18 protein-coding genes are annotated in these 11,175 nt (G+C 68.9%); 2 read left to right on the top strand and 16 right to left on the bottom strand.

The annotated features are described in order from the left end of the window. The first annotated feature begins 8 nt into the window (after positions 1-8). Complete coding sequence (locus IPH07_23930) at positions 9-173, top strand: hypothetical protein (GenBank protein MBK6920471.1); 165 nt, start codon at positions 9-11, stop codon at positions 171-173. Here the strand turns inward: IPH07_23930 and IPH07_23925 are convergent, their stop codons facing one another. The 13 genes from IPH07_23925 to IPH07_23865 all read right to left on the bottom strand — a co-directional run bounded on the left by IPH07_23925 (position 174) and on the right by IPH07_23865 (position 9,147). Further along, positions 174-497 carry a hypothetical protein gene (locus tag IPH07_23925; GenBank protein MBK6920470.1) on the bottom strand — a complete coding sequence of 108 codons (324 nt, stop codon included), beginning with the start codon at positions 495-497 and terminating at the stop codon, positions 174-176. A gap of 179 nt (positions 498-676) precedes the next feature. Next, positions 677-1,183, bottom strand: coding sequence for a hypothetical protein (locus IPH07_23920; GenBank protein MBK6920469.1), 507 nt, complete (start codon positions 1,181-1,183; stop codon positions 677-679). A gap of 32 nt (positions 1,184-1,215) precedes the next feature. Next, positions 1,216-2,502, bottom strand: coding sequence for a hypothetical protein (locus IPH07_23915; protein MBK6920468.1), 1,287 nt, complete (start codon positions 2,500-2,502; stop codon positions 1,216-1,218). Beyond that, on the bottom strand, positions 2,502-2,951 hold the full coding sequence (locus tag IPH07_23910; protein MBK6920467.1) for a hypothetical protein: 450 nt from the start codon (positions 2,949-2,951) through the stop codon (positions 2,502-2,504). The genes IPH07_23915 and IPH07_23910 overlap by 1 nt, the downstream gene beginning before the upstream one ends. Positions 2,952-2,954: 3 nt before the next feature. Continuing rightward, the gene (locus tag IPH07_23905) at positions 2,955-3,920 is read right to left on the bottom strand and encodes a hypothetical protein (GenBank protein MBK6920466.1); all 966 of its coding nucleotides are present in this window, start codon (positions 3,918-3,920) and stop codon (positions 2,955-2,957) included. A gap of 4 nt (positions 3,921-3,924) precedes the next feature. Beyond that, positions 3,925-4,314, bottom strand: a complete 390-nt coding sequence (locus IPH07_23900) for a hypothetical protein (protein MBK6920465.1) — start codon at positions 4,312-4,314, stop codon at positions 3,925-3,927. Next, complete coding sequence (locus IPH07_23895) at positions 4,311-4,652, bottom strand: hypothetical protein (GenBank protein ID MBK6920464.1); 342 nt, start codon at positions 4,650-4,652, stop codon at positions 4,311-4,313. Before IPH07_23895 ends, IPH07_23900 begins: the two co-directional genes overlap by 4 nt. A 64-nt stretch (positions 4,653-4,716) precedes the next feature. Further along, on the bottom strand, positions 4,717-4,890 hold the full coding sequence (locus tag IPH07_23890; GenBank protein ID MBK6920463.1) for a hypothetical protein: 174 nt from the start codon (positions 4,888-4,890) through the stop codon (positions 4,717-4,719). Next, on the bottom strand, positions 4,887-5,420 hold the full coding sequence (locus tag IPH07_23885) for a hypothetical protein (GenBank protein ID MBK6920462.1): 534 nt from the start codon (positions 5,418-5,420) through the stop codon (positions 4,887-4,889). The genes IPH07_23890 and IPH07_23885 overlap by 4 nt, the downstream gene beginning before the upstream one ends. Before the next feature lie 69 nt (positions 5,421-5,489). Further along, positions 5,490-6,380, bottom strand: a complete 891-nt coding sequence (locus tag IPH07_23880) for a hypothetical protein (GenBank protein MBK6920461.1) — start codon at positions 6,378-6,380, stop codon at positions 5,490-5,492. Between the two features lie 24 nt (positions 6,381-6,404). Next, positions 6,405-7,064 (bottom strand): hypothetical protein, encoded by a 660-nt coding sequence (locus tag IPH07_23875; protein MBK6920460.1) that lies wholly within the window; start codon positions 7,062-7,064, stop codon positions 6,405-6,407. Continuing rightward, positions 7,000-8,574, bottom strand: a complete 1,575-nt coding sequence (locus IPH07_23870) for a hypothetical protein (GenBank protein ID MBK6920459.1) — start codon at positions 8,572-8,574, stop codon at positions 7,000-7,002. The genes IPH07_23875 and IPH07_23870 overlap by 65 nt, the downstream gene beginning before the upstream one ends. A 3-nt stretch (positions 8,575-8,577) precedes the next feature. Further along, the gene (locus IPH07_23865; protein MBK6920458.1) at positions 8,578-9,147 is read right to left on the bottom strand and encodes a hypothetical protein; all 570 of its coding nucleotides are present in this window, start codon (positions 9,145-9,147) and stop codon (positions 8,578-8,580) included. A 509-nt stretch (positions 9,148-9,656) separates the two neighbouring features. Here IPH07_23865 and IPH07_23860 point away from each other — a divergent pair. Then, positions 9,657-9,959, top strand: coding sequence for a hypothetical protein (locus IPH07_23860; protein MBK6920457.1), 303 nt, complete (start codon positions 9,657-9,659; stop codon positions 9,957-9,959). Positions 9,960-10,094: 135 nt separating this feature from the next. On the opposite strand, the gene IPH07_23855 is transcribed toward IPH07_23860, so the two are convergent. From IPH07_23855 to IPH07_23845, 3 genes are read right to left on the bottom strand one after another with little or no spacing between them, the layout of a single operon-like run. Continuing rightward, on the bottom strand, positions 10,095-10,352 hold the full coding sequence (locus IPH07_23855) for a hypothetical protein (protein MBK6920456.1): 258 nt from the start codon (positions 10,350-10,352) through the stop codon (positions 10,095-10,097). After that, a complete protein-coding gene (locus IPH07_23850; protein ID MBK6920455.1) occupies positions 10,352-10,645 on the bottom strand; it encodes a hypothetical protein in 294 nt (97 codons plus the stop codon). Before IPH07_23850 ends, IPH07_23855 begins: the two co-directional genes overlap by 1 nt. A 38-nt stretch (positions 10,646-10,683) precedes the next feature. Beyond that, positions 10,684-11,115, bottom strand: coding sequence for a hypothetical protein (locus IPH07_23845; protein ID MBK6920454.1), 432 nt, complete (start codon positions 11,113-11,115; stop codon positions 10,684-10,686). Positions 11,116-11,175: the final 60 nt, after the last annotated feature.

Here is an 11,175-nt window from a genome sequence, read left to right as displayed (position 1 = left end):
ATGCGATCTTGTCGGACGACGCGGCGACCTTCGCTTGCGCGTCGGCCATCCTGGCCGTCTGCGCGTACGTCTTCGCGATCGTCTTCTCGAACGCGCTGCCGGCCCGCGTCGACTTCGCGAACGCGTCCTCGAGCGACTTGGAGTCGCCTTCGAGCCGCACCGTTGTCGTGTGATCACCCATGTTGCTGCTCGACTCTCCACGCCTCCCAGCGCTCTTGCTCGCGCTCGGCGTAGTGGACCCACTGGATCAGCAGGTCATCGTCCGCGCGCTCGAGCAGCAGGTTGGGATTGCGCCCGCCGCCCTCTGTCCGCATCCGCAGGTAGGGGATGACCGACGCCACGAACAGGCACCGCGTCCACCCGCCAGGGCACCCGTCGGCCGGGTCCTCCGTGGGGTGGCTCGCCGTCACCCGGACCCCTCGTCGCCGCGAGATCGCGTCCGCCTCGGCCGGCGCAATCTGAGCCGCGCCCATCCAGCCCATCCGGTGGATCGTCACCGGGCGAACCTCTCCGCGCGGCGGCTCGATGTCGATGCGCGAGCAGCCTCGCTCGGCGCGACGCGACTCGATCCACTCGCCGGCCTGCGAGCAGAGCCCCGTGCAGTCGGCCCGCTCGTAGGTCTTCCACGCCCGCTCCTCACCAGTCCGCGCAACGGTGCGCGACCAGGCAAGGAGCCTCAGGGCTTTTTTTCGGCGCTCGTCGGAGCTTCGCTCGCGCGCATCGCTGCCTCGCCGACCTCCCACACCACGCGCGCACCGACCTGGTCGGCGATCGACTCGACCTCGCGGTCCGACAGTCGACGCGTGATGCCCTGCGGCGGGACTTCCACCACCGTCGACGAGGTCACCGCCAGCGCGAAGGCCTCGAGCTGCGCCTGTCGTCCTCCGATGTCGCGGCATCTCGAAGCCTCTCCGATCCGCAGCCGTCGCAACGTCCACAGGGCGGGCGTCGTGCTCGGCAACAGGTAATCTCGTGGGGTGCACGTCGTCTCGCCGACACGCCCAGGCGCGTCGAGGTCGTAGCGGGTCTTGCCCGAGAAGTAGAGCGCGAGCGGGTGATCGCCCGCGGATGACTCCGGCATCTCGTTGACCTCGGCCACGAAGCGGTCGAGGTTCCAGGCGTTGTCGGTCTGCACGATCACCTGGATCGTGGCGGTGGCGCTGTGCTGTGGGGGTGCGGTCATGGTGTCCTCGGCCCGTCCGGGCCGCGTGCGGGTCATGCGAGGGCGCAGGAGAACAGGATCTCGATCTTCGCTCGGACCTTCTCGAGGTCCGTGCCGGTGGCCGCCGTCGAGACGTCGGACTCGAGCGGACGGAACTTCAGCACGCTCGTCGTGTTGTCCGTCGTCACCCCGCGCTGCGGGTCCTCGGCGAGCTCGCAGTTGAGCGCCGCCAGGCCCCATGCACGACCTGGCTCCGTCCCGACCTGGATCAGGATCTGGTAGCGCGTGCCCGCGGCAAATGCCGTGTTCCACGCGTCGTCGTAGTCGACGGCGACCTCGATCATCGCCGCGTCGGCCGACCCCTGCGCGAGGTTGTACCCGTGTCGCCCCTCGAGCCCACCAGGGCCCGTGATCGGCTGCGACGCGATGCCCGGCGTCACCGAGATCGACTGCGCCTCCACGGCCGCCAGCGCATCGCCGACCGCCGAGATCCAAACCGTTGTGTCGTCGCCCGTGCTCACCACCAGCGGCGCATCGCCAAGAGGCGTGCCCGCGCTCGGCTGCGAAACCGCCTCGTTGTCGATCTGCGTCACGAGGCCCTCGAAGACCAGCGCCGCCGCCTCGCCCGGTGCGATGCCCTCGATGCCCGACAGGTTGAGCTTCACGCCCACGCCCTGCTGCGCATCGTCCGACAGGTCGCCCATGAACAGGAACGACTGCGTCAGGTGCGAAGCGTGGTTCGGGTTCACCAGCACGCTCGTGTGCGGGTAGGCCTGGATCACCGCGGCTGCAGTGTCCGCGGACGCCGGAGAGAACGACAGATCGTGCCCGTCCCACAGCGTCAGCGTGTCCGTCGAGATCGACAGGATCTTGCGGAACTCGCCCTCACCGGTCGTGTCGTCCACGAAGAACGCCCAGTCGCCCGCCGCCCAGTTCGTGCCCTGGCCGGTGTCGAGCGCCGGTGCGGCCTGCGTGCCGCTGCCGTCGAGGCCCGAGCAGTAGCCGAGGCGGATGCCACCCCAGGCGTTCTGCATGAAGTGCGCGATGGGGAAGTTGGGGGTCGTGATCGTCGACCGTGCACCCTCGGCGACGGCGGTCGATCGACCGTGCGGGTAGATCTTGAAGCCGCACGTCCCGTTCGCCAGCGACAGCACCTTGCCGCGAGTCGCGAGCGCACGCTGGCGGTAGTTCATGTTCTCGATCGTCGCCTGCTGCATCGCCTCGCTGGTCGGGTCGATGCACAGGAACGGCGTGCCGCTCGACCACGCAGCGGGCAAGGTCGCGAACGTCGACTCGTTCTGGTAGAGGACCTCGCGCTCGATTCCACTTCCGTACGGCATTACGCCCTCTCCTTCATGATTCTCACGAGGTACTGCAGCAGCACCTGCGCCTGGTTCTCGTCGGACGATCGCGGGGAGAATCCCCAGTCGATCGCCTCCACCCATCGGAGCCCACCGACGGTGGACTTCAACCGGTTCAACACGTCGCGCAGCTGGTAGAGATCATCGCCGGCGATCACCTTCACGCGGTGCTCCGGCAGGCCGCCGTAGTCGACGAAGATCGAGAGCGTGTAGTCGGTCTCGACCCACTGCGGGCCCATGAACCCGCCGACCGTGTAGCCCTCGTCGTCCCACTGGAAGCGGAACCACCGGGCGTCGGTGCCTGGATGTCGCGGGCCCCGATAGTGCCGCCACGTGGCGGTGCCGGACTGCTCGACGATCCGCGGCGTCGTGGCCTCGATGGCCGCACGCATCGCCGTCTCCACGGTGTCGATCGTCGTCGCCGGCATCGGTCACAGCCCCGTCAGGATCTCGCGGTACTCGGATGCATCGCTCGAACTGGTCGTGGCCGTGGCGCCGTCGAGCTCGACGACCTCGCGGCCCGCCTCGCCGACGGTCAGCCCGAGCCATCGGGCCTCGAACTGCGCCTTGCAGTGGGTGGCCCACGCGGTCGGGTCGCCGGACTGCGCGGGCGCGTTGCCCAACATGGCGAGGTGCCATAGCGTCCGGTAGACCACGGCCCAGTGGCCTTGCTCGCCGGCGAGGAACTCCTCGAGCCGGATGGAGCGGCCGAGGGCGTCGGCGCGGAGCAGGCGGATCATCGAGCCGACGTGACCCGGCAGCGTGTCGTTGCCGTTGTAGGCCATGCGCGTTGCGACGTCGGGGAACAGGGTCCGAATCTCGCGGACGACGGCATCGCGCGAGATGTCGATCGCGTCATCGCGGAGCAGTCGCACCTGCTCCTGGTAGCGGTGGCCGTCGGCGTAGGTCCAGACGATGCGCATCGGCCAGTCGCCGTGCATGCGGTTCTCGTCCTGGACGACGCTCGCCGAGATCGCCGCCGTCGACAGCTCGATCCCGCGGATCGTGCTGGTCGTCGCCGGGTAGTCGCGGGTCAGCGGGTCCCGCAGGTGCAGCGTCTGATTGGTCGTGACGCCGACCACCACCACGTGCTCGCCGACGCCCGACGCGTCGACGATCTCGAAGGTGGCGATTGGGTCGCCGTTGCGATCGGCCCGCGGCACGAACGCGGCCGTCGCCGCAATCGACACCTCGGTGGCGGACGTCCGCGATGGGCCGGCCGCCGCCGTCAGTGCCTGCGACGCGGCGTCGAGGGTGGCCGTCCCGCTGTCCAGCGTCCGGCCAGTCTCGCCCGCCCCGTAGAGCAGGTCCTCGAGGACCCACGTCGCGCCTGTCTGACGCGCCCCGGGGACGTGCCGCAGCACCTGCCCGGTGAGGTTGTAGATCAGGCGCTGCATGGCATCACGCGAAGGTGGAGCCGCCGGTCAGCTCGAGCGCGTGCCACGTGGTGCCGATGCGCATCAGTTCGATGCCTTCGCCCGCGGCGTCGAGAGTGGCCGTCCCCGCCGAGCCCGCGTAGGTGCACGCGATCGTGTAGCTCCCGCCGGCGCGAGCCTGCAGGACGATCTTCACGTGGTGCCCCGCGTGGGTCGCCGTCATGGTCGCCGCCTTCGCGCCGGTCGTCGACGAGAGCAGCGCGATCAGACGATCGCCCGCGGCAAGCGTCAGCGCGCCATCGGCAGCGACGGTGCGAGCACCCACCGCGACGGATGCCCCCGAGATGTCCGCGGTCCCGGTGGCGGTGAGCGTCCCGGAGAACGTCTCATCGCCCTTGTGGACGGCCGCGGTCATGCGAAGGTGCTCCCACCGAGCGCGGTGCAGTAGAGCGTCGAACCGATGCGGTGGAAATGCGGGTTCTCGTTCGCCGCATCGATCGTCACCGCGCCGGCGCTGCCGGCGTAGGTGCACGCGACGGTGTACGCACCGCCCGAGCGCGATGCGCAGTAGATGTCGAACTTCGCACCGCCGAGCGTGTCGACGGTCGCGTTCCACGTGAACGTCGCCGCCTTCGTGCCGGTGGTGCTGCTGACGATGATGGTGCCGTTCTGACCGTCGGACTCGTCGATCACGAGCGCCGCGTCAGCTGCGAGCACGCGACCGCGTGCCTCGCCTCGATCCAGGAATGACATGGTGGGTCCTGCTTCTGGCGGTCGTCGCCGCCGTGTTGGGTGATGCGTCGGGCGCCGTCCGGCGTCACTCCTCGCGCGCAGCTCGCTTCGCGATGTCCTCGCTCCGCTTCCGCGCGTACTCGTCGATCTGCTTGTCGCTCGCGCTCGCGCCGGTCTCATGGCGGATGCGCAGCATTCGATCGCGGATGGCCTTCTCGTTGGCCTCGCGACCCTTGCGGTGGTCGAGCTTGTCGCTCACGACTTCCCCGCCTTCTTCTCGGATGGGTCAGGACGGCCGACGCCGCTCGCGTCGAGCAAGCCCGCGACGCGGTCACCCTTCGCCGCGGCGGTCGATGGCACCAGCGTGCCCGTCGACGCATCGAAGACCACGCCCTCCTGGTAGCCGCTCGCGTGCTCGCGACGCAGCCGCAGCACCGTCGGCGGGTACAGCTCGAGGTGGTTGCTGATCTTGACCTTGCCGGCCAACGCGATCGCGTCGCGCCACCGCTTGTAGAGCTCGGGCACGCCGTCCTCGCGGCAGACGTCCGCCAGCAAGCGCACGCCCTCCTTGCGCCAACGCTCCGTGACCTGCACCGACCCGTTGATCCAGATCGCCGGCACGTCGCCGCGCTCCTGCCCCACGAGGCCCTTGGCCGGCGGCGGGCAGTAGTGCTGCGTCACGCGACCGTCGGGCCACACGACTCCGTGCGTGTGGGCCAGGCGCTTCGCCTTTTCGGCGCGCTGCGCCGCCTCGATCTCTTCGGGGTGCTGTGGTTCTGCGAGTGCCATCGTCTTGCTCTGGACGTACTGGTGCGCGCGCCGGCCCGTCCGAACCGACGCACGTCGCCGCTACGGCGATCAGGTGCGAGTGATGAAGGCGCGAGCGTTCGCGTTCTTCACGATGCCTGGCTCGGCGATGATGCTCACGCCGATCCAAGTTCCGAAGCGCGACTCGTCGGGCTGGAAGAACGGCGTCAGCTGCTGCCACACGGGCATCTCGATCGCCGCCTGCGGACCGACGACCGCAACGAAGTTGGTCCATCCCGTCGTGTCGCCGACGGGCAGGTCCGCCGACTGGTAGACGGTCACACCGTCCCAGGCGACGCCCATGCCGGGGCTCTTGTTCTGCAGCGCCGTCGCGGCTCGGTCGCCCCACGTCGCACCGAACAGCGCGGCCGCGTTGGCGACGAGGTCCTGTCGCAGGTCGCGGACCGCATCGGGCACCATGCCGGCGACCAGCGGGCCGTCGTCGTGGTTCTGCGCCCGCAGGTTGTGCATGACCAAGTCCCAGTTCGCCAGGTCGTTCTCGGTCGTCGCGTCGCCCTGCGAGTTCGAGAGCGACGTTGCGAGGTCCATGATCGTCTCGTGCCGGTTGCGTCGCACCGCTCGAGTGCAGCGCTCGGCCGCCTTAGTCACGACATCGGCGATCGCCTTCATGTTCTTGTAGAGCACGAAGGTGCGGATCGCGACTCGGTCGCCGCTGATCTGAACCTGGTCCGTCTCGAGTGCGTCCTGCGGCGCGGCGTCGTTCTCCGACACCGCCGCGGCGCCCTCGAGCTCGTTCCAGATCGCCACCTGGTAGGTGTACGAGTTCACGTCGGGCCCCGTCAGGTCGACGAGCTCGACGAAGTTCATGCCGACGATCGGTTCGCTCGCCACGTCGCGCACGACGCGGGAGATGTACTCGGAGGCGAAGAGGTCGGCGACCTGCGCCGTCCCGGTGGGTGCGGTTGCTTGGATGAGTGCCATTGCTGTGATCCTCTGGTGATGGGGTTACACGGCAAGCCCGCTCGTCCGAGCAGCTTTGCGTAGTCGTGAGAAGTCCTCGTCGCTCAGTCGCGCGAGTTGTTCGGCGGTCAGCTCATGCAGAGCCACACCGTCGGGGATGATGTTGTGCTTCGCGCCCGGTGCCGGCGCGCTGTTCGGCGCTGCGAATGCGCCGGGATGCGCCGCGCGCAGCTTCGCGAGCGCCTTGTCGACCTCATCCTGCGTGCGCTCGGCGTAGAGATCGACCACGCCGTCGAGAGCCAGCGTCGCCAGTGCACCACGCACCAAGTCGCGCTGCCCCTCGGCGGCCTGAGCCACCACCGCATCGGTGATCGCACGCCTCCGCTCGCTCTTCGCCGCGCTCTCATCCTTCGACGCGAGTTGCTGCACGGTCGACGCGAGGCTTTCGAGCTGCTGCTCGAGCGGGCTCTTGGTCACGTCGTCGGGCTTGGACTGGTCCACCGCCAGCGGCTTGGCCAGCGTGGTCAACTTCTCGCCGAGGCCTTCGACCATCGCACGCAGGTCGCGGACGTCTCGCTTCAGCTCTTCGCGGTCGTTGATGATCTTGCGAACGTCGTCCCAGTTGCGGATCGGTTCTCCGTCAGCTGGGGTTGCCGTCTGCTGCTGCTGCTGCTGCTGCCCGTCCGGGCTCTGCTGGTCCGCCATTGCTCTGGTCCTGTGGTTGCCGCGCTACGCCGGACGCGTCTCCGCCGATCGACCCCTGCAGCTGCGCGAGGGTCTTGTTGCGTGCGTCCGCTCCGCGCGGGATGTTGTGCTCGATGAAGAACTCGTTCAGCTCGCCCTCTTCGGCGGCGATCTCGAGCACCTGCTCGCGCGCCTGCGCGAACGTCAGGTGCGGGTAGTACGTCCGGTACTCGCGGTACGTCGACGACAGGCCCAGCTTGATCCGCATTTCGCTGACCGCCGCCTGCTCGCGCGGGTGATCGACGAACGTCAGCTCGGGGTAGCTGATGCCGAAGGACTCACGCACCAGGTCGGGCGGCATGTGCCGCGCGTCGGGGTGACCCATGCCGCGCATCACGAGCGCGGTCTTCCACGCGGAGTCGTGCTCGCTGACGCGGTAGTAGTCGAGGTGGTTGTTTCGCAGCTTCGCGAGCGCCGACTGCTGCTGCACCGAACGCTCGACGCTATCGCCTCCACCGGTCACGTCGAAGTCGACGAGGATCGCCGGGACGCCCAGCATCTCGGCGGCCTGCCGCAGATAGAGCTGGATGTGGTCGCGGTGATTGTCGATCGGCGTGTTGACGTCGAACGCGTCGAAGCGGATCGCGTCGGGCGGCAGTGGGATCGCGGTCGGCCCCTCGTTGCCGGCGACCTGCGTGGGGATCTTGCCGATCTCCTCGCCCGCGAAGTACTCGCGCTTGCGGTCCTGCGAGTGCCTCACCCAGTCCATGCGGGCCGCCAGGTGTGCGACCTCGATGGTCGCGTCGACGATGCCCTGCCCGCGGTGGCTGCTCCACCAGTCGTCGATGGGATCGTCGAGCCGCCACGTCGTCGCCGGGCACACGCCGGCGTTGTGCGCGATGCGTCCGATCCGGCGGCCCTTGCCGTCGAAGTAGGTCCACGCCACGTCGTCGAGCACGATCGTCTGCAGCGGGTCGGGCGAGAAGTCGGAGCCTCCCTTGACGTCGTAGACCACGCGGGTCGGCGCGCCCATCGGGTCGAGCGTGTCGGTGTAGACCTCGGCACGGTCGGCCAAGATCTTGTCGTAGACGACTCGCGGCCCGTGGCCCGGCGTCTGCACGACGCGCGGCACCGTCAGCATCACGTTACTCGCGAACGTGATCCGCTCCCACGTCTTCGCCTTGATCGAGATCTCGGACTCACGCATCACGCGTGCGAAGGCCTCTTGCGAGACCTGCGGCGCGCCCTTGAGCTCGCGAATCGGCGGCACCGAGTACGCCACGCACACGCGCCCGCAGATCTGCTGGAGCACGTTGTATGTCGACTTCACTCGCCGGCGGACCGCGTCGCGCACGGCCGGCACCTTGTAGATCGTCGCGATGTAGGCCCAGACGTAGTGCCGCCAGTTCTCCTGCAGCATCAGGATGCGGCGCTCCGCGTCGGCCTGCCGAGCACGGACCTCGCTCTCCTGCGCACGGCGGAGCATGTCGGAGACGGTCTGATCTCCGAGCGTCTGGATGATGGGGATCATGGGTCAGCCGTACGTCACGATCTGCGGTGCATCGCCCTTCGACTCGCGCGGCGAGATCGAGAAGAACGGCCACGCCCAGTAGCGGCCGACGTCGGTGAACGCGACGACGTGGCGATCGGATGCCGTGTTGCTCGCGCGCTTCGGCGTGATGCCGTCGTGCTCCGCGAGTTGGTTGCGCAACGCGTAGATCAGCGGGCCGCAGGTGCGGCGGTCGATGAACAGTCGATCCGTGCGGAACAGGTCCTTGACGACCAAGGCCGAGTCGGCGGCGTCGGGGTTGCAGAAGTCCGACGCCCGGTGCTTCTGCCGCTGCGGTCCGCGGACCTCGAACCCGCGGGACTCGTAGGCCTCGCGCGGCTTGATGCGTCGGCGCGCGTTCAGTGACCCGCCGGCGTTGTGCCGCGCGAGCATCGATGTCGCGTCCATGATCACGCCGGCGCCGACGTACTCGCCGTTGCGGTACTCGGTCAGGCGCTGCGCGGCGACCTCGCTGTCGCTCTTCCAGACCTGCAGGCAGTCGACCCACAGGCCCAGCCACTGCGACGGCACGAATGGCGAGGTCCCCTTGCGCACCGCGATCTTGCCGACCAGTGCCGTGTGGGGGTTCGCGTTGACGTCGAGCGCGATGATGTAGCGGTGTGCGTCGGTGAACCAGCGCAGCGAGGCCTGCTCGGTGATGTCCTCGAGGCCCAGGTGTTGCAGCAGCGAGGTTCGTGCCCGGCGGCGCGACGGTGTGCCGCGACGCGTCGAAGACGTCGCCCATGAGCAGCTCGGTGTCCGGCACGAACTCGCCGCCGGCCTCGCGCGCTGCGATGCGTGGATCGATGCGGTCGAGGTCGCGTCGGAACGCGATCGCCTCCTGCAGGTCGACCCACGGGTTGCCCTCCTGCGAGAGCCTCACCACGTTGTAGGTCGGCCGGTAGTCGGCACCGTTGGCCAGCTCTTCGGCCTCGGCAGCCGCTGCCTCAACGATCGCCGTCTGAACCCAGTTGTGCGCCTCGGGCACCGCGTCGACGTAGATCTGCCCGCGCTTCTGCACGCCGCGGCCTCGAAGGCGCACGAAGTCCATCACGCTGTTGGTGGTGGCCGCCTCGGTCCACCACACGAAGGTCACGCCGCGCGCGGTCAGGTTCTTGCCCTGGCGCTGCGTGTGCTTGATCTGGATCTGCGTGCCGTCGATCATCTCGATCAGCGGGTTGACCCGGAGATCGGCGACCGACGTCGGCCACGACCGCATCAGCTGCGGCGGGCAGATCGGCGGGTTGTCGCCCTCGCCGATCGCCCACTTCTCGACCAGCACCATCGCGCGGTCGAGCTCGGGGCCGACGAACCAGGCGATCTCGCCGGGCCCGCCGCGGAGTCCCCACGACCGCATGGCCCAATAGCCGCCGGTGTGGGTCTTCATCGAACGCGCGCCACCGATGGCCGCGTTCACGCGGTGCTCGGTGTCGAGGATCAGCGGCAATGTCGAAGGGCTGCAGCGCAGCGGAACATCGACGAGCAGCGACCGCGAGGCCAGCTCATCGAACAGGTCGCGGTCCGGGAAACGTCGACCGGAGGTACCTCGTGCCCTCGATCGTGTCGATCACCACGTCGATGTCCGGCACGTCTTCGACGACGCTGCACGTGTCGCTGCCGCAGCACGAGCACAACTCGTCGACGTCGAGCCGGTCGTGCAGCAGCAGGTGAAAATGGGCGTGGATCAACTCGGGCGTGTCGGCGTCGCGCTCCAGCGCCTCGATCGCCCCGCGCCTCGTGACTTCGTCGCGGCGTGGCATCAGACCGAGTCCTTCGGCGCGATCGCCAGCACGGTCCCGCCCTTCGCCGCCTTCGCTCGAGCTGCGATATCGCGGGTCTTCGTCTTCTCTGCGGCGCGCCGCTTGAGGTCCTCGATGTCCGCGTCGGCCGATGCCTTGTCGACCTGCAGCGACAGCGCGACCCACATGCGCGCCTCCTTCGACGAGTCCTCTTCGCCGGTCCGGTAGATGCGCTCGGCCAGGTCTACGCAGGCCTTCGCCGCGGCGGTCCGCCGGTTCGCTCGGATGGTCTCGAACTCGCTCTCGATGCTCATGGTGCCCTCCCCCGTCCGGGGTCGTTCACGCGCGGCTCTCACCGCGGAATCTGTCCGCCGCCGGTGTTCGGCGTCGACTCGGTGCCCACTCCATCGCCGGAGTCCGGCACCGCCTGCCGCAGCCACTCGGCCACGGCCTTGGGGATCACCGCCGCCGCCTGTCGGTCGTAGACCTGCGCCAGGTAGCGGTCGGAGCTGCGAGCGTCGTCCTCGAGCCCCGTGCGAGCCCGCGACACCGAGCCCACGATCGGCAGCATCGACCACTGCGACGCCAGGGCAGGCCCAGCGCTCGCCCGCAGCACGTCGCCCAGGCGCTTGCGGACCAGGTCCAGCAGCTTGCGAACGTCGGTGTCGCCGGCGATCTGCCGCGGCGTCTGCATCGTCACCGACCAGCGTCCACGCGCCGGCCCTCGTCGCGGTGTCGCGTCGAGGATCACGTGGCTGCCATCCGAGTTGCGTACACGGCGCATGCCAAATCCTCCAAGTTCGCGCGCGCGTTGCACTGCGCTTGCCACGCGGGGTCCCCAGGG

This window comes from Deltaproteobacteria bacterium (assembly GCA_016709225.1).
Classification (GTDB): Bacteria; Myxococcota_A; Polyangia; order Nannocystales; family Nannocystaceae; genus Xiheibacterium; species Xiheibacterium phototrophicum.
The sequence above is the reverse complement of the archived record's forward strand: the minus strand, read 5'-3'. Positions and strand labels throughout refer to the sequence as shown.

Coding starts and splice junctions, on each gene's coding strand:
- IPH07_23920 (MBK6920469.1), bottom strand. CDS start 1,183: ATGACCGCACCCCCACAGCACAGCGCCACCGCCACGATCCAGGTGATC.
- IPH07_23915 (MBK6920468.1), bottom strand. CDS start 2,502: ATGCCGTACGGAAGTGGAATCGAGCGCGAGGTCCTCTACCAGAACGAG.
- IPH07_23910 (MBK6920467.1), bottom strand. CDS start 2,951: ATGCCGGCGACGACGATCGACACCGTGGAGACGGCGATGCGTGCGGCC.
- IPH07_23905 (MBK6920466.1), bottom strand. CDS start 3,920: ATGCAGCGCCTGATCTACAACCTCACCGGGCAGGTGCTGCGGCACGTC.
- IPH07_23900 (MBK6920465.1), bottom strand. CDS start 4,314: ATGACCGCGGCCGTCCACAAGGGCGATGAGACGTTCTCCGGGACGCTC.
- IPH07_23895 (MBK6920464.1), bottom strand. CDS start 4,652: ATGTCATTCCTGGATCGAGGCGAGGCACGCGGTCGCGTGCTCGCAGCT.
- IPH07_23885 (MBK6920462.1), bottom strand. CDS start 5,420: ATGGCACTCGCAGAACCACAGCACCCCGAAGAGATCGAGGCGGCGCAG.
- IPH07_23880 (MBK6920461.1), bottom strand. CDS start 6,380: ATGGCACTCATCCAAGCAACCGCACCCACCGGGACGGCGCAGGTCGCC.
- IPH07_23875 (MBK6920460.1), bottom strand. CDS start 7,064: ATGGCGGACCAGCAGAGCCCGGACGGGCAGCAGCAGCAGCAGCAGCAG.
- IPH07_23870 (MBK6920459.1), bottom strand. CDS start 8,574: ATGATCCCCATCATCCAGACGCTCGGAGATCAGACCGTCTCCGACATG.
- IPH07_23855 (MBK6920456.1), bottom strand. CDS start 10,352: ATGCCACGCCGCGACGAAGTCACGAGGCGCGGGGCGATCGAGGCGCTG.
- IPH07_23850 (MBK6920455.1), bottom strand. CDS start 10,645: ATGAGCATCGAGAGCGAGTTCGAGACCATCCGAGCGAACCGGCGGACC.
- IPH07_23845 (MBK6920454.1), bottom strand. CDS start 11,115: ATGCGCCGTGTACGCAACTCGGATGGCAGCCACGTGATCCTCGACGCG.